The 14,757-nt window shown below is 70.0% G+C and carries 16 protein-coding genes, 1 tRNA gene and 1 pseudogene; 6 read left to right on the top strand and 12 right to left on the bottom strand.

Features of this window, described 5'->3' with window-relative positions; genetic code table 11:
- Positions 1-394: 394 nt before the first annotated feature.
- The 3 genes and pseudogenes from BLV01_RS08730 to BLV01_RS08720 all read right to left on the bottom strand — a co-directional run bounded on the left by BLV01_RS08730 (position 395) and on the right by BLV01_RS08720 (position 2,291).
- On the bottom strand, positions 395-613 hold the full coding sequence (locus BLV01_RS08730) for a YdcH family protein (RefSeq protein WP_057948905.1): 219 nt from the start codon (positions 611-613) through the stop codon (positions 395-397).
- A gap of 707 nt (positions 614-1,320) precedes the next feature.
- Positions 1,321-1,896, bottom strand: a pseudogene (locus BLV01_RS08725) (hypothetical protein); the annotation flags it as partial.
- 17 nt (positions 1,897-1,913) lie between these two features.
- The gene (locus tag BLV01_RS08720) at positions 1,914-2,291 is read right to left on the bottom strand and encodes a DUF4398 domain-containing protein (RefSeq protein ID WP_091797533.1); all 378 of its coding nucleotides are present in this window, start codon (positions 2,289-2,291) and stop codon (positions 1,914-1,916) included.
- A 103-nt stretch (positions 2,292-2,394) separates the two neighbouring features.
- Between BLV01_RS08720 and BLV01_RS08715 the strand changes: the two genes are divergently transcribed.
- Entirely contained in the window at positions 2,395-3,510 is a 1,116-nt protein-coding gene (locus BLV01_RS08715; RefSeq protein ID WP_091797529.1) for a PilT/PilU family type 4a pilus ATPase, read from the top strand.
- 202 nt (positions 3,511-3,712) lie between these two features.
- Here BLV01_RS08715 and maiA read toward each other — a convergent pair whose 3' ends face one another.
- The gene (gene maiA, locus BLV01_RS08710) at positions 3,713-4,375 is read right to left on the bottom strand and encodes a maleylacetoacetate isomerase (RefSeq protein ID WP_091797526.1); all 663 of its coding nucleotides are present in this window, start codon (positions 4,373-4,375) and stop codon (positions 3,713-3,715) included.
- Between the two features lie 270 nt (positions 4,376-4,645).
- Positions 4,646-5,626, bottom strand: a complete 981-nt coding sequence (locus BLV01_RS08705) for a fumarylacetoacetate hydrolase family protein (RefSeq protein ID WP_091797524.1) — start codon at positions 5,624-5,626, stop codon at positions 4,646-4,648.
- 224 nt (positions 5,627-5,850) lie between these two features.
- Here BLV01_RS08705 and BLV01_RS08700 point away from each other — a divergent pair, with 224 nt between their 5' ends.
- A complete protein-coding gene (locus BLV01_RS08700) occupies positions 5,851-6,360 on the top strand; it encodes a GNAT family N-acetyltransferase (RefSeq protein ID WP_091797521.1) in 510 nt (169 codons plus the stop codon).
- 263 nt (positions 6,361-6,623) lie between these two features.
- Here the strand turns inward: BLV01_RS08700 and BLV01_RS08695 are convergent.
- The 3 genes from BLV01_RS08695 to rplM form a co-directional block, all read right to left on the bottom strand.
- A tRNA-Gln gene (locus tag BLV01_RS08695) sits at positions 6,624-6,698 on the bottom strand.
- A gap of 75 nt (positions 6,699-6,773) precedes the next feature.
- On the bottom strand, positions 6,774-7,166 hold the full coding sequence (gene rpsI / locus BLV01_RS08690; protein ID WP_057948911.1) for a 30S ribosomal protein S9: 393 nt from the start codon (positions 7,164-7,166) through the stop codon (positions 6,774-6,776).
- A gap of 15 nt (positions 7,167-7,181) precedes the next feature.
- On the bottom strand, positions 7,182-7,610 hold the full coding sequence (gene rplM / locus BLV01_RS08685) for a 50S ribosomal protein L13 (protein ID WP_091797519.1): 429 nt from the start codon (positions 7,608-7,610) through the stop codon (positions 7,182-7,184).
- A gap of 268 nt (positions 7,611-7,878) precedes the next feature.
- Here rplM and BLV01_RS08680 point away from each other — a divergent pair, with 268 nt between their 5' ends.
- Positions 7,879-9,015, top strand: coding sequence for a (Fe-S)-binding protein (locus BLV01_RS08680; RefSeq protein ID WP_175485831.1), 1,137 nt, complete (start codon positions 7,879-7,881; stop codon positions 9,013-9,015).
- Between the two features lie 372 nt (positions 9,016-9,387).
- Entirely contained in the window at positions 9,388-10,029 is a 642-nt protein-coding gene (gene coq7 / locus BLV01_RS08675; RefSeq protein ID WP_091797513.1) for a 2-polyprenyl-3-methyl-6-methoxy-1,4-benzoquinone monooxygenase, read from the top strand.
- Between the two features lie 436 nt (positions 10,030-10,465).
- On the opposite strand, the gene speD is transcribed toward coq7, so the two are convergent.
- Positions 10,466-11,260, bottom strand: coding sequence for an adenosylmethionine decarboxylase (gene speD / locus BLV01_RS08670; RefSeq protein ID WP_091797510.1), 795 nt, complete (start codon positions 11,258-11,260; stop codon positions 10,466-10,468).
- Positions 11,261-11,504: 244 nt separating this feature from the next.
- On the opposite strand from speD, the gene crp reads away from it, so the two are divergent.
- Both crp and BLV01_RS08660 read left to right on the top strand, forming a co-directional pair.
- Positions 11,505-12,170 (top strand): cAMP-activated global transcriptional regulator CRP, encoded by a 666-nt coding sequence (gene crp, locus BLV01_RS08665; RefSeq protein WP_036148366.1) that lies wholly within the window; start codon positions 11,505-11,507, stop codon positions 12,168-12,170.
- Between the two features lie 6 nt (positions 12,171-12,176).
- On the top strand, positions 12,177-12,638 hold the full coding sequence (locus BLV01_RS08660; protein WP_091797507.1) for a global regulator CLP-associated N-acetyltransferase: 462 nt from the start codon (positions 12,177-12,179) through the stop codon (positions 12,636-12,638).
- A 221-nt stretch (positions 12,639-12,859) separates the two neighbouring features.
- Here the strand turns inward: BLV01_RS08660 and BLV01_RS08655 are convergent, their stop codons facing one another.
- Genes BLV01_RS08655 through BLV01_RS08645 form a run of 3 tightly spaced genes read right to left on the bottom strand, consistent with a single transcriptional unit; the run spans position 12,860 to position 14,738 of the window.
- Positions 12,860-13,612 carry a haloacid dehalogenase-like hydrolase gene (locus BLV01_RS08655; RefSeq protein ID WP_091797504.1) on the bottom strand — a complete coding sequence of 251 codons (753 nt, stop codon included), beginning with the start codon at positions 13,610-13,612 and terminating at the stop codon, positions 12,860-12,862.
- Positions 13,609-14,400, bottom strand: coding sequence for an indole-3-glycerol phosphate synthase TrpC (trpC, locus tag BLV01_RS08650; RefSeq protein ID WP_091797502.1), 792 nt, complete (start codon positions 14,398-14,400; stop codon positions 13,609-13,611). Before trpC ends, BLV01_RS08655 begins: the two co-directional genes overlap by 4 nt.
- Positions 14,397-14,738: an antibiotic biosynthesis monooxygenase family protein gene (locus BLV01_RS08645; protein WP_091797499.1), complete on the bottom strand. Its 342-nt coding sequence runs from the start codon at positions 14,736-14,738 to the stop codon at positions 14,397-14,399. Before BLV01_RS08645 ends, trpC begins: the two co-directional genes overlap by 4 nt.
- Positions 14,739-14,757 lie beyond the last annotated feature (19 nt).

Raw genomic sequence — 14,757 nt, 5'->3', positions numbered from 1 at the left:
GCGCTCTTGTGGGAGGGGCTTCAGCCCCGACGCTTTCGTGCCCGGTCGCGGCGGGCGATCCGAGCGCAAAGCAGCCGGGGCTGAAGCCCTCCCACAAGAGCGGGCGGCAAAAGCGCGGACGCCCCCGAACAGCCCACTCAAGGAGGCGCCGACAGGAAGGTATCGTCCGTGTTCGCAAGTATCAGCCGCGGACGGCGGCGACCGACGAGGATGGCCGCCGCCGCCCGCGCTGAGTCTGGAGGCCGCGCCGCGGGCCGGCGCCGGCTTCGAGGGCGAGGCGGCCTGGACCGGCCCCGCCCGGGGTTCTGGCCGGCTTCGTGCCGGCCGGCGGACCTCCGGCACCTCGCCGGGGGTCCGCACCCGCTTCCGCCACTACGGCGGCGCGGGCGATGGCTCAGTGGTGTTGCTGTTCGTACAGCAGCAGCAGGCGGTCTTTCGCAGCCAGCTTCTCTCGCTTCATCTGTCCGAGCGTGGTGTCGTCGATCGGCAACACGCCAAGTTCGGCGTCCATGACCTTCTTGTCCAGATCCTTGTGCCGCTGGTAGAGCTGCTTGAACTCGGGGTTGCTCTTGATGAGCGCGTCGATTTCAGGCTGCGGTCGTTCTTCGAACATGAAAAGCCTCCTTCAGCACGAATGCGAACGCCCCGGCCTTGCGGCCAGGGCGTTACGGGGGAGCGTGAGATGGTCGGTCAGGCGAGGCGCGACGCCGGCTTCACGAAGTCCGGCCGCGCCCTCGTGGGCGGCACCGGACTCCTGCTGAAGGGGTATTTGCGTCATCGGCCTGGCTCTTCGCCGAGCGTTATTCGCACCGCTCGGATAACCGACCCTACTCCTGCGATCCGGTTCCGGCAAGGGCGCGGTGCAAGCGGTTTCAGGTTCCGGCCATGTCTCCGACGAGTGGCTCGGCGGCTCGCCAAGCCGATGATTTTTATTAGTTTTTCGTTCAAGGCCGAAACCCGGCGCGGCGCGGCTGTACAGGCAAAGCCGCGCCCCGCCTGGCTTTGGCCGCCTGTCGGGCGCGGCGCTGCTTCGGCGGGCGCGAGCGGGCGCGGGCATTGCGTGTGCCTGCTTGTGGGAGGGGCTTCAGCGCCGACAGCCTCCAACCCGATCGCCGTGCCCGGGCACAAAGGCGTCGGCGCTGAAGCCCCTCCCACAAAAGCTTCAGGTCGAGGCAAAACGGCCGGCCGATCGCTTCGAATGCAAAGCCAAAGCTGCAAACGCGACGAGCCGGGCACATGGCCCGGCTCGTCGGCGATGCGGCAATCGACGGGGCCCAGGCCCCGCCGCGCTCACTTCTTCTTCGGCTTCGGCTTGGGCGTCGCCGGCGGCGGCTCGACCCCGAGCAGTTCGGCTTCCTTGCGCGCCAGCTCGGCGTCGCGCTCGCGCGCGGCGCGCAGCTTGGCCGCCTGCTTGCCGGCAACGTCGTCGAGCAGGCCCTCGGCCTGCTGGCGCGCGGCGGCTTCCTGGTCGGCGGCCTGGCGCAGGCGCTCGGCCTCCTCGGCCTGGATCTGCGCCTGCACGCGCAGGCGCTCGGCCTCGGCGCGGGCGCGGTCGGCGTCGCGGCGGCTGGCTTCCACCAGCAGTTCGCTGCGCTCGCGGTCCAGGCGGTCGAGCTCGCGCTGGGCCAGCTGCGTGCGCACCACGATCTCGGCGGTCTCGACCCGGCGGTCGGCCAGTTGCACCGCGGCGGGACGGTCGCGGCGGCGCGCCTCGCGCGCGGCGTCGATGGCCTGGCGCGCGCGGTAGCGCTCGAACGTGCCGACTTGGGCGGTGTCGGGGCTGGCCTCGAGCACGGTCAGGCGCTGCGACAGACGGGCGATCTGCGGATCGTCCGGCGGCGCGGCGGCCGCGCCGAGCGCGGCGAGCGAGAGCGCGGCGGCGAGGCCGGCGCGCAGGAACGACTCACGCTGGCTCACTGGCCACCTCCCTGCAGGCGGCGGCGCAACTCGGCGACCTCGGTCCGGCGCTGGTTGAGTTCGGCGTTGGTGATCGCCTCCTTGCTGCGGGCGAAGGCCAGGTCGGCCTCGGCCGTCGCGCGCAGCGCCAAGCGCCGCGCGTCCTCGGCCTTGCCCTGCGACAACGCGCCCTGGGCGCCGCTGAGCGCGCTGCGGGCGGCGTTGAGGTCCTGCGGCGCGTATTGGTCGGCGTCGGCGTCGTCGGCGCGCATGACCGCCTGCTGGGCAGCGGACAGCTCGCCGGTCGGCGGAGGCGTGGAGGCGCAACCGGCCAGGGTCGAAGCGAGAACTGCGGCCAGCAGCGGCAAACGAATTTGTGCGAAGCTTGCGAACATTCTGGGGAGTGCCGTGCGGAAGGGAAGACGCGCGGTGAACATTGTCGTCAAGCCGCCAGCCTGCTTGCAACGGCCGGCCGCGTCAACAACGGGGTGAGAACGCATGGACATCGGCTATTTCTTGAAGCTGATGACGGAAAAGAACGCGTCGGACATGTTCCTGACCACTGGCGCGCCGGTCTACATCAAGGTCGAGGGGCGCCTGTACCCGCTCGGCAATACCGGCTTGCCGCCGGGCATGGTCAAGAAGATCGCCTACTCGCTGATGGACGAGGGCCAGGTTCCGCAGTTCGAGCGCGACCTCGAACTCAACATGGCCCTGGCCCTGCCCGACGCCGGGCGCTTCCGCATCAACGTGTTCAAGCAGCGCGGCGAAGTCGGCATGGTGATCCGCGCGATCCGCAGCGTGATCCCCAGCATCGAGGAGCTGCAGCTGCCGCAGGTGCTCAAGAGCATCATCATGGCCCCACGCGGGCTGGTGCTGATCGTCGGCTCCACCGGCTCGGGCAAGTCGACCACGCTGGCCTCGATGATCGACCACCGCAACAGCAACACCGCCGGCCACATCCTCACCATCGAGGACCCGATCGAGTACCTGCACAAGCACAAGAAGTCGATCGTCAACCAGCGCGAGGTCGGCCTGGACACCCACGCCTTCCACAACGCGCTGAAGAACGCGATGCGCGAAGCGCCGGACGTGATCCTGATCGGCGAAATCCTCGACGCGACCACGATGGAGGCGGCCATCGCCTTCGCCGAGACCGGCCACCTGTGCCTGGCGACGCTGCACTCCAACAACGCCGACCAGACCCTCGAGCGCATCCTCAACTTCTTCCCCGAGGCCGCGCACAAGAACGTGCTGATGAACCTGGCGCTGAACCTCAAGGCGGTGGTGTCCCAGCGCCTGGTGGTCGGCACCGACGGGCGCCGCATCCCGGCCGCGGAAGTGCTGATCAACACCCCGCACATCCGCGACCTGATGCGCCGCGGCCAGGTGCACGAGATCAAGCAGGCGATGGAAGAGTCGCTGGAGGACGGCATGGAGTCGTTCGACCAGTGCCTGTTCCGGCTGTACAAGGAAGGCAAGATCGAGATGGAGGAGGCGCTCAAGGCGGCCGACTCGCGCGACGGCCTGGCGCTGAAGTTCCGCCTGTCCGAGGGCGGCACCGGCGAGCACGATCCGTATGCGGACATGTACGACGCGTCGGCGGCGCACTGAGCGTTCGCTGAGCGGGAAACGCAACGGCCGCCTTCGGGCGGCCGTTTTCGTTGCGGATTGCGCGGCGGCTGGGCGGACAGCGTCTGGGCTGAAGCCCCTCCCGCAACGGCTGAAGCCTCTTTCGCAGCGGCTCAAATTTCCCCACAGGCGCCCTGGCGGTACCCGCTGTTGCGGGAGGAGCTTCAGCCCCGACGCTCTTGCCTCAGGCCGGCGGGCAATCCGGCTGGTTCTCCGGCCGGGCCCGCTCGAACTCCGGCAGCTCCAGGCAGGCTTGCTCGATCCGCAGCAGGGTCGGGAACGCCTCCAGCGGCGCGCCGAAGCGGCGGGCGTTGTAGAGCTGCGGGACCAGGCAGCAATCGGCCAGCCCGGGCGTGTCGCCCTCGCAGAACACCCCGGTGGCCGGGTGCTCGTGCAGCATCGCCTCGACCGCGGCGAAGCCCTCGGCGATCCAATGCTTGATCCAACCTTCCCGCTCGGGCTGCGGCACGTTCCAGGTCCCGTCCAGGTACTGCAGCACGCGCAGGTTGTTGAGCGGGTGGATCTCGCAGGCGATGGTCTGGGCGATCGCGCGCACGCGGTGGCGGTCGCGCGCGGTGGTCGGCAACAGGTTCGGCCGCGGCCAGACTTCGTCGAGGTATTCCAGGATCGCGATCGACTGGGTCAACGTGCGCGAGCCGTGCTGCAGCACCGGCACCAGGCCCTGCGGGTTGAGCTCGCGATAGCCCGGATCGTGCTGCTCGCCGCCGTTGCGGACCAGGTGCACGGGAACCGTCTCGTACTCCAGGCCCTTGAGGTTGAGGCCGATGCGCACGCGATAGGAGGCGCTGGAGCGCCAGTACGAATAAAGACGCAGTTGATCGTTCACCGGTAGGCCTGGCTGGGAACTCGTTGGGACGGAAGGCGGCGGACGGCGCGGGGCGACGGCGGAGCCGGCGCGGCCGCGGCCGGCGCCGCGTTCGCATGCGCGCGTCGGGCACCTTAGCCGGCCCCGGTCGCGCGCGCATCGCCGTTCGTCCCGCGCGCGCCACCGTCAGGCGGGAGCGCACTGCAACAAAAAAGGGGAACGGACGCGGCTGGGCCGCGCCCGTTCCCCTGTGTTCTTGCGCGCGTACCCGGGTACGCGCGCAGGCGAAGCTTACGCCTTCTCGATGCGCTGCTCGATCGCGCCGAAGATGCTCGCGCCGGCGGCGTCGAGCATCTCGATGCGCACGGTGTCGCCGTACTTCATGAACGGAGTCAGCGGCTTGCCGTGCTCCAGCGTTTCCACCGTGCGCTTCTCGGCGAAGCACGACGCGCCCAGCGAGGTGTCCTCGTTGGCGACGGTGCCGGAGCCGACGATGGTGCCGGCCGACAGCGGCCGGGTCTTGGCCGCGTGCGCCACCAGTTGGGCGAAGCTGAACTGCATATCGACGCCGGCTTCCGGCGCGCCGAACCACTCGCCGTTGATGTGGGTGGTCAGCGGCCGGTGCACCTTGCTGTCGATCCAGGCCGGGCCGAGCTCGTCCGGCGTCACGAACACCGGGCTCAGCGCCGAGCGCGGCTTGGACTGCAGGAAGCCGAAGCCCTTGGCCAGCTCGTTCGGGATCAGGTTGCGCAGCGAAACGTCGTTGACCAGGCCGACCAACTGGATATGGCCGGCGGCCTGCTCCGGCGTCGCCGCCATCGGCACGTCGTCGGTGACGATCACCACTTCGGCCTCCAGGTCGATGCCGTAGGCCTCGTCGGGCACGCGCACCGGGTCGCGCGGGCCGTAGAAACCGGCGCTGACCGCCTGGTACATCAGCGGATCGACATAGAAGCTCTCCGGCACCTCGGCGCCGCGGGCGCGGCGCACGCGCTCGACGTGCGGCAGGTAGGCGCTGCCGTCGACGAACTCGTAGGCGCGCGGCAGCGGCGAGGCCAGGGCGGCGAAGTCGAGCGCGAAGACGCCGTCGGCGCGGAACTCGTGGAGCGCGTCGGACAGCGCGTTCAGGCGCGGCGCCACGTTCGACCAGTCCTCCAGCGCGCGCTGCAGGGTGTCGGCGATGCCGGTGGCGCGCACGGCGCAGCTCAGGTCGCGCGCGACGACGATCAGCGTGCCGTCGCGGCCGCCTTCCTTCAGGGTTCCGAGTTTCATCCAGGCCTCGATTCGGTGCAGTCGGTACAGGCGCTCCCCGCTCGGGAGCGCAATTGGTTTCAAGTGTAACGGATTTGCCGGCGGTGTCGCGCGGCTCAGCCAACGCCCGCGACACACGCGATTGTGGGCCAGCGCCGGCCGGTTGCCGAGGGCCGGCGGCGCAGCGGGCCGCAGCCGCCAGACCCGCGCTCACCGCCTGCCGCCGCGCTGGGTAGAGTTCGGGCATGGATTCCCACACCGCTGCCGCCGTCGATCCCGCCGCGCTGCGCGCGCTCGAACCGGACGACCGCGACGCCGTGCGCGCCTTCCTGCGGCAACGCTGGAACAGCGCCACGATCCAGCTCGACGGCCGCGCCATCGACGCCGCCGCCCTGCCCGGCTTCCTCGCCCGCGACGCCGGCGGCATCGCCGCGCTGGCGACCTTGCTCGACGAAAGCGAGCACTGCGAGATCGTCACCCTCGACGCCGTGCGTCCGCGCGCCGGCCTGGGCAGCGCCCTGGTCGAGCGCGCCGCGCAGCGCGCCCGCGCGCTCGGCCTGCGCCGACTGCTCGCCCGCACCACCAACGACAATCTCGACGCGCTGCGTTTCTACCAGCGCCGCGGTTTCCGCCTGCACCGGCTGGTGCCGGGCGCGATCGACCTGGAACGCGAGGCCGACCCGACGATCGCGCTGATCGGCCGCCACGGCATCCCGCTGCGCGACGAAATCAGCCTGGTCCGCGAACTCGACTGAGGCGGCCCGGAACCCCCTGTAGGAGCGGCGCAAGCCGCGACGCGGCCGCAACGAAGGCCGAGGAAAAACGCCCCGCGCGCGATTCCCGCTTGTTGCGGGCGCAAGGCTTGCGGGAGTTGCGCGGGAAGCGAAGTGGCGAGGTCGCGGCTTGCGCCGCTCCTACAGGGGCTTCGGCGGGTTTCGCGAGCGCGGAAAACAAAAAACCCGCCTTGCGGCGGGTTTCCTGTTGCGCCTGGAACCTTGCGGCCCTCAGCGATCGTATTTGGCAGCCCCGGATGGATTCGAACCACCGAATGTCTGAGTCAGAGTCAGATGCCTTACCGCTTGGCGACGGGGCTATAAAACGGATTCTAGCGCAAAATTCCGCGACTGCAAAAATAATTTGAAGCCGCGGAACGACCAGCCGGCGAAGCTTAGCGCTTCGAGAACTGGGTGGCGCGACGCGCCTTGTGCAGACCGACCTTCTTACGCTCGACTTCGCGCGCGTCGCGGGTCATGAAGCCCGCCTTGCGCAGCTCGCCCTTGAGCGTTTCGTCGTACTCGACCAGCGCGCGGGCGATGCCGAGGCGGATCGCACCGGCCTGGCCGGTGATGCCGCCGCCGGCGACGGTGATGGTCAGGTCGAACTTGTCGGTCGACTGGGTCAGTTCCAGCGGCTGGCGCACGATCATGCGCGCGGTCTCGCGGCCGAAGAATTCTTCGAGCGAGCGCTGGTTGATGGTGATCTTGCCGTCGCCCTTGCGCAGGAACACGCGGGCGGTGGAGGACTTGCGGCGGCCGGTGCCGTAATTCTGCTGGATAGCCATATTCGTGCCTTTACCTTAGATGTCCAGCGGCTGCGGCTGCTGGGCGGCATGCGGATGCTCGGAGCCCTTGTACACCTTGAGCTTGCGGTACATGGCGCGGCCCAGCGGGTTCTTCGGCAGCATGCCCTTGACCGCGATCTCGATGACGCGTTCCGGGTGGCGCTCCAGGGCCTGGGCGAGGGTCTCGCTCTTGAGGTTGCCGATGTAGCCGGTGAACCGGTAGTACATCTTGTCCTGCAGCTTGTTGCCGGTGACCGCGATCTTCTCGGCGTTGATCACCACCAGGTAATCGCCGGTATCGACGTGCGGGGTGTACACGGGCTTGTGCTTGCCGCGCAGGCGGCGGGCGAGCTCGGTGCTGAGACGACCGAGGGTCTTGCCGGTCGCGTCGACGATGTACCAGTCGCGCTGGACGGTCTCGTTCTTAGCGGTAAAGGTCTTCATTGAGAGTCTGCTATGGGTGCCTGGTCGGGCTGGTTCCGGTCGCGGCCCAGGCGGGCAACCTGCGGCGGAACTTCGCCTCGCGTTGTGGAATACGAAACGCAAGAGGCGGAATGATAGCGGCCGCCCGCGCTGCGTGCAAGTCGGCGGAACGGGCCGCCGGACCGCCCATGCTAGCATCGCGCGCATGTCCGCCGCCCCGCCGCCGCCCGCTTCGACCGGCCCCGGGGCCTGGCCGCCCGCCCCGCCCGCGGCCCCTGCCGGGGCCACGATGGGCGATCCGCTGGCGGCGCTGGCCGACCGCTGCGTCCAATGCGGCCTGTGCCTGCCGGCCTGCCCGACCTACGGCCACGACCGCCTGGAAGCCGAATCCCCGCGCGGCCGCATCGCCCTGGCCCGGGCCTGGGCGCTGGACACGATCCCGGCCACCGCCGCGTCCGATACCCACCTGGACCACTGCCTGGGCTGCCGCAGTTGCGAGGCGGTGTGCCCGGCCGGGGTCGAGTACGGCCGCCTGCTGGTCGCCGTGCGCAGCCGCCAGCGCGAACGGCGGCCGGCCGGCTGGCGCCAGCGGCTGGTCGAACGACTGGCGGCGCGGCCGCGCGCGCTCGCGGCCGGCTTGGCCGCGTACCGCATCGCCTACCCGCTGCTGCCGGCCGTCGCGCGACCGCTGCCGCGCCCGCCTGGCCGGGTCCGCCCCCTGTCGCGCCGGGCCGCCGTATCGACAACGCGGGTTTCGCTGTTCGTCGGCTGCGTCGCCGGCGCCTACGAAGCGCCGTTGCGCGCGGCGCTGGCGCGGCTGTGCGGCGCGCTCGGCATCGAACTGGACATCGTCGCGGGCCAGGGCTGTTGCGGCGCCCTGCACGAGCATGCCGGCGACACCGCCGCCGCGGCCGCGCTGGCGGCGCGCAACCGCGCCGCGTTCGCCGGCCGCGGCACCGTGCTGAGCGTGGCCAGCGGCTGCCACGACAGCCTGCGCCGGGCGTTGGGCGACGGCGCCCGCGCCACCGACGCGCTGGCGTTCCTGGCCGAACGCGCCGGCGCGCTGCGCTGGCGGCGCACGCCGCAGCGGGTCGCGCTGCACCTGCCGTGCACGCAGCGCAACGTGGTCAAGTCGGTGCCGGCGCTGCGCCGGTTGTTGGCGGCGGTGCCGGGGCTGGAAGTGGTCGAACTCGATGCCGGCTTCGGCTGCTGCGGCGCGTCGGGAACGCAGATGCTGACCGAGCCGGCGCGCGCGGCGGAGTACCGCGCGCCGCTGTTGGCGCAGTTCGAACGCAGCGGCGCGAGCCGACTGTTGAGCGCGAACATCGGATGCCGGCTGCACTTGGCCAATGCGACCACGGCGCCGGTGCAGCATCCGCTGGAGTTCCTGGCCGAATGCCTGGATGAAGGTTCCGCGGCAGGCTAAGCGCAGGGCGTCGGGGGCTGACGCCCCTCCCACAAAAGCCGCGGCCGCTTTCAGGCGCACCATCGCAGCGCTCCTCCCGATACGTCGTCGACGCGCCGCTGCGAACCGCGACGCTCCAACACGTCTCGCGCTCCCTTCAGAAAGCCCCCTGCGCAGCATTCCAGGACGTCGCCCGCGCAACCGCCCAGAACGTCATCCCCCGCGAAGGCGGGGATCCAGGGCTTCATCGCAGCAGGGCGCTGGAGTCTCTGGATCCTCGCCTGCGCGGGGGATGACGTCCTGGAACGCGCACGACCAACCACCCGAAGCCCAGGACGATTTGTCCACCCCGCTTAACCGACTTCTACCCCGCGCCCGCCGTAGAATCGGCGCATGAACGCCCGTGCCCTCAGCCCCCTGGATCGCGTGCTCAGCGAAGCGCAGCGCGCCCTCGACACCGTGTTCGGCGCGCCGCTGGCCGAACGCCCGAATCCGGCCGGCAGCACCGCCGAGCTGGTGCTGGAACCGCAGGAAAAACGCCATTCGGCCGGGTTGATGCGGATCAACCACGTCGGCGAGGTCTGCGCCCAGGCGCTGTACTGCGGCCAGGCCGCGGTGGCCCGCGACGAGTCCACCCGCGAGCACCTGCTGCACGCCGCCCAGGAAGAAACCGACCACCTGGCCTGGTGCGCCGACCGCCTGCGCGAACTCGACAGCCGCCCGAGCCTGCTCAACCCGGTCTGGTACGCCGGCAGCTTCGCCATCGGCGCGCTGGCCGGCCTGCGCGGCGACGGCTGGAACCTGGGCTTCGTGGTCGAGACCGAGCGCCAGGTCGAGGCGCACATCGACGAACACCTGGAGTCGCTGCCCGAGGGCGACCAGCGCAGCCGCGCGATCCTGCGCACGATGAAAGCCGACGAGGCCCGCCACGCCGCCAACGCCGAAGCGGCCGGGGCGCGGATCCTGCCGATGCCGGTGCCGACGATCATGGCGGCGGCATCGAAGCTGATGAAGACGGTCGCCTACCGGCTTTGAGGCGCGGGCGCGTGCCCACCCGGCTTCGCGGCCGGCGCCGGATGTCGGGCGGCATGGTCGTGGCTTGCGCCGCACCCAGTCGCCACCAAACCGGCGGCCGCCCCCTGTAGGAGCGGCGCAAGCCGCGACGCGGCCCTGCAAGCGCCGAGGACTCCCGGCCGGGCGAGCACCCCCATCCGGCAGCCCCGACCGCTGCCTCGCCATGCCGGAAGGACTGCCCCGCCCCGGCGCCTGCGCTGGCCGATGAACGGCGCGGCCGCGGCTTGCGCCGCTCCCACAGGGGCTTCGGGCCGAAGCGAAGCGCGGGACCGTGCGCGCCTGAACGGGCACGGCCGGAGACGCCCCACCCGAACGCGCCTACGAAAAAGGCCGGCTTGCGCCGGCCTTTTCGCGATGACCCGGGTCGCCCACAGGCTCCCCGTACGCCCGCCCGGCCTCAATCGGCCAGGTTGCGCCCGTGGTAGAGCTCTTCGATCTCGCGCTTGAGCCGCGCCTCGATCTTCATGCGCTCCTTGAACGAGAGGTTCTTGGCCTTCTCCTCGAACAGGTAGGTGTCGAGGTCGAATTCCTTCAGGTGCATCTTCGAATGGAAGATGTTTTCCTGGTAGACGTTGACGTCGATCATCTCGTAGCGCGACTTGATGTTCTTGGCCAGGTAGTCCTGGATCGAGTGGATCTTGTGGTCGATGTAGTGCTTGCGGCCCTTGATGTCGCGGGTGAAGCCGCGCACCCGGTAGTCCATCACCACGATGTCCGACTCGAAGCTCTCGATCAGGTAATTCAGGGCTTTCAGCGGCGAAATGACGCCGCAGGTGGCGACGTCGATGTCGGCGCGGAAGGTCGCGATGCCGTTGTCCGGATGGGTTTCCGGATAGGTGTGCACGGTGATGTGCGACTTGTCCATGTGCGCGACCACGGCGTCGGAGATGATCTCCTTGCCGGCGTCCTTCTTGTCGATCACCGGCTCTTCCGAGATCAGGATCGTGACCGACGCGCCCTGCGGGTCGTAGTCCTGGCGGGCGATGTTCAGGATATTCGCGCCGATGATTTCCGCCACATCCGTGAGGATCTGGGTGAGGCGGTCGGCGTTATACGCCTCGTCGATGTACTCGATATACCGTCGGCGCTCGTCTTCGGAGGCCGCGAAGCAGACATCGTAGATATTGAACGAGAGGGCCTTGGTGAGGTTGTTGAAACCCTGCAACCGCAGGCGCGGCAACGGCTTGACCACTGTAGGAAGATTCCGGAGGGACGGCGAGGGCCGCGATTATGAGGCAATTAGCCCCGGGGGGAAACGCACGCCGTTTTTGGGCCAAGTCGGTGACAAAAGCGTGACCGTCGCTGAACTTCCATCACAGGTCCCTATCGGAGCGGGATTTTCGGCGGCAGGATTTGCCCCAGCGGCCGTATCGCCCTAAGCTCGGCCGAAAACAAAAAGCCAAAATTCCCCAATGTCCGCCAACCCGGTAGCTCCCTTGACCGCACTGCGCCGAACCAACAGCCCGTTGTTGCCCGACGGCGCAACGATCGAACGTTTCCTGGCCCACTGCCACCGTCGGCGTTACCCGTCCCGCACGGACGTGTTCCGCCCCGGCGACCCGGCCAGCACCCTCTACTACGTCGTCTCCGGCTCGGTCAGCATCATTACCGAGGAAGAGGACGGCCGCGAACTGGTCCTGGGCTACTTCGGCCCCGGCGAGTTCGTCGGCGAGCTCGGCCTGTTCATCGAGAGCGACCATCGCGAGGTGATCCTGCGCACGCGCAGCACCTGCGAACTGGCCGAGATCGGTCACGAGCGCCTCTACGACCTGCTGCTGACGCGGCTGTCGCTGGACGCGCCCAAGCTGCTGTATGCGATCGGCGCGCAGATTTCCCGGCGCCTGCTCGATACCAGCCGCAAGGCCGGCCGCCTGGCCTTCCTCGACGTGACCGACCGGATCGTGCGCGCCCTGCACGACCTGGCCAAGGAACCCGAGGCCATGAGCCATCCGCAGGGCACCCAGCTGCGGGTGTCGCGCCAGGAGCTTTCGCGCCTGGTCGGCTGCTCGCGCGAAATGGCCGGCCGCGTGCTCAAGAAGCTGCAGGCCGACGGCAAGCTGCACGCCCGCGGCAAGACCGTCGTCCTCTACGGGACCCGCTGAGCCCCGATGGGACGCGCTGCCCCGTCCGACCAGACCGCACCCACGGTGCGGCTGGCCGAAGCGGGAGACGCCAGCGACGTGGCCGAGCTGCTCGGGCAGCTCGGCTATCCGTGCACCCGCGACGAAGCCGTCGAGCGCATCGCGCACCTGCGCGAAGAACCGCGCCACTATCTGCTGCTGGCCGAGATCGACGGCCACGCCTGCGGGCTGATCTCCAGCCACACCCGCTATTCGCTGACCCACGGCGCCGAACTGGCGCGGATCACCGCACTGGTGGTGGCCCGCTCCTGCCACGGCCAGGGCATCGGACGGCAGCTGCTGCGCGAGGTCGAGCGCCGCGCCCGCCGCGACGGGGTCAGCCGGGTCGAGGTCACCAGCAACGTGTCGCGGACCGACGCGCACGAGTTCTACCGGCGCTGCGGCTATGCCGACGGGTCGTTGAAGTTCGTCAAGACGCTGGGCGACTAGGCCCGGCCCTGCTCCCTGCCCGCCCGTCGCCGCGCCTGTCGCGGCGATTTGCTTTTGTGGGAGGGGCTTCAGCCCCAATGCTCTTGTCCCAGATCGCCGCGATCCGAGCGGAAAGCATCGGGGCTGAAGCCCCTCCCACAAAAGCAGATCGCCAGGCCCCGGATCGAAGCCCCGGGGCCGAAGCCGCCAACCGGCTCAGCCGGCCGGGCGAATCGACCGGATCAGCCGGCGTCCGTACCGACCGGATCGCCGCCGCGGCCGGGGCAGCCCCAATTCAGGATCGGCGTGCCGGGCGGCAGGACGTGGCGGAACATCTCGACCCGGCGCGCCTTCGGATTCACCACCACCGGCTTGCGCGCGGCCTGCAGCAGCGGCAGGTCGGCGCTGCTGTCGGAGTAGGCGGTCTCCACCGGGGCGGTGAAGCCGGCCTCGCGCAGCATGGTCATCTTCATGTGCGAATGGCAGTGGCGGCGCGCGCCGAGCGCGCCCAGGCGCGGGCCGACCAGGGTGCCGACCACCGGCACGTCCTCGTGGGCGACGAAGGCCAGGATCGCGCGCGCCAGTTCCGGCGGCGCGCCGGTGGCGACCACGACCTGGTCGCCCTGCTCGCGGTGGCGGTGCAGCACGTCCAGGGCGACCGGCAGCAGGCGGGCGCGGATCTGTTCGGTGTGGCCGGCGACGTAGCGGTCGATCGCGGCGTCGAGCGAACGCGCGCCGCTCATCCCGACCGTGCCGACCCAGACAAAGGCCGAGATGCCGATCCGGCGCGTGCGCAGCCACGCCACCATCGGCCCGGCCAGCGGCGTGATCAGCAGCGCCAGCGCCATCCGCCACCACGAGCGCTTGATCAGCCACGCGAACAGGTGGCTGCCCGAGTCGCCGTCGTACAGCGTGTGGTCGAAGTCGAACACCACCAGCGGCGCGCCTTCGCGCACCGCCGGGAAGCGCCCGGCGGCGGCCGGACGCAGGCTCATGCGGCGAACAGGCGCTGCAGCGCCGTGCCGGGATCGCGCTCGCGCATGAAGCTCTCGCCGACCAGGAAGGTTTCCACCCCGGCCTCGCGCATGCGCGCGACGTCGCCGGCGGTGGCGATGCCGCTTTCGGTCACCAGGGTGCGGTCGCGCGGCACCGCGCCGCGCAGCGCCAGGGTGGTGTCGAGCGAGACCTCGAAGGTGCGCAGGTTGCGGTTGTTGACCCCGATCAGTTCGCAATCGGTCTGCAGCGCGCGCTCGAGTTCGTCGATGTCGTGCACTTCCACCAGCACGTCCATGCCCAGGTCCATCGCCAGCCCGGCCATCTCGATCATCGGGCCGTCCTCGAGCGCGGCGACGATCAGCAGGATCGCGTCGGCGCCGATCGCGCGCGCTTCGTAGACCTGGTAGGGATCGACGGTGAAGTCCTTGCGCAACACCGGCAGCGTGCAGGCTTCGCGCGCTTCGGCCAGGTAGGCGTTGCTGCCCTGGAAGAAGTCGACGTCGGTCAGCACCGACAGGCAGGCGGCGCCGCCGGCCTGGTAGCTGCGCGCGATCTCGGCAGGGCGGAAGTCGGCGCGGATCACGCCCTTGGACGGGCTGGCCTTCTTGACCTCGGCGATCACCGCCGCCTGGCCGGCGGCGTGCTTGTCGCGGATCGCCTGGACGAAGCCGCGCGCCGGCGCCTGCGCGCGCGCGCGGGCGCGCAGGTCCTCGAGCGGGCGCACGCGGGTGCGCTGCTGAATCTCTTCGTGCTTGCGCGCGATGATCTTGTTGAGGATGTCGCTCATGCCTTGCTCTTGCTCCCATACGCGCGTTCGACCTTGGCCACGCGCAATTCGAAATGGTCGTACCAGTGCTCGCGCCCGTAGGCGCGGGTGGCGGCGTGGTCGGCCTGGCGCTTCCAGGCGGTGATGGCCGCCTCGTCGCGCCAATAGCTTACGGTGATGCCGAAGCCGTCGCTGCCGCGCGCGGATTCCACGCCGAGGAAGCCGGGCTGCTGCGCGGCCAGCTCGACCATGCGCTGGGCGGCTTCGGCGTAGCCGGCGTCGTCGCCGGGGCTGCGCTGGGAGCTGAAGACCACCGCGTAGTACGGCGGCGGCGGCAGTGCGGCGAAGCTGGCGGACATGCTGGCTCCTTGGGGCGGG

The organism is Lysobacter sp. yr284 (genome assembly GCF_900107375.1).
Taxonomy (GTDB): Bacteria; Pseudomonadota; Gammaproteobacteria; order Xanthomonadales; family Xanthomonadaceae; genus Lysobacter.
Note: the sequence above shows the minus strand (reverse complement) of the source record. Positions and strands in the feature narration are given on the sequence as shown.

Coding starts and splice junctions, on each gene's coding strand:
- BLV01_RS08730 (WP_057948905.1), bottom strand. CDS start 613: ATGTTCGAAGAACGACCGCAGCCTGAAATCGACGCGCTCATCAAGAGC.
- BLV01_RS08720 (WP_091797533.1), bottom strand. CDS start 2,291: ATGTTCGCAAGCTTCGCACAAATTCGTTTGCCGCTGCTGGCCGCAGTT.
- BLV01_RS08715 (WP_091797529.1), top strand. CDS start 2,395: ATGGACATCGGCTATTTCTTGAAGCTGATGACGGAAAAGAACGCGTCG.
- BLV01_RS08705 (WP_091797524.1), bottom strand. CDS start 5,626: ATGAAACTCGGAACCCTGAAGGAAGGCGGCCGCGACGGCACGCTGATC.
- BLV01_RS08700 (WP_091797521.1), top strand. CDS start 5,851: ATGGATTCCCACACCGCTGCCGCCGTCGATCCCGCCGCGCTGCGCGCG.
- rpsI (WP_057948911.1), bottom strand. CDS start 7,166: ATGGCTATCCAGCAGAATTACGGCACCGGCCGCCGCAAGTCCTCCACC.
- rplM (WP_091797519.1), bottom strand. CDS start 7,610: ATGAAGACCTTTACCGCTAAGAACGAGACCGTCCAGCGCGACTGGTAC.
- BLV01_RS08680 (WP_175485831.1), top strand. CDS start 7,879: ATGGGCGATCCGCTGGCGGCGCTGGCCGACCGCTGCGTCCAATGCGGC.
- coq7 (WP_091797513.1), top strand. CDS start 9,388: ATGAACGCCCGTGCCCTCAGCCCCCTGGATCGCGTGCTCAGCGAAGCG.
- BLV01_RS08660 (WP_091797507.1), top strand. CDS start 12,177: ATGGGACGCGCTGCCCCGTCCGACCAGACCGCACCCACGGTGCGGCTG.
- BLV01_RS08655 (WP_091797504.1), bottom strand. CDS start 13,612: ATGAGCCTGCGTCCGGCCGCCGCCGGGCGCTTCCCGGCGGTGCGCGAA.
- trpC (WP_091797502.1), bottom strand. CDS start 14,400: ATGAGCGACATCCTCAACAAGATCATCGCGCGCAAGCACGAAGAGATT.
- BLV01_RS08645 (WP_091797499.1), bottom strand. CDS start 14,738: ATGTCCGCCAGCTTCGCCGCACTGCCGCCGCCGCCGTACTACGCGGTG.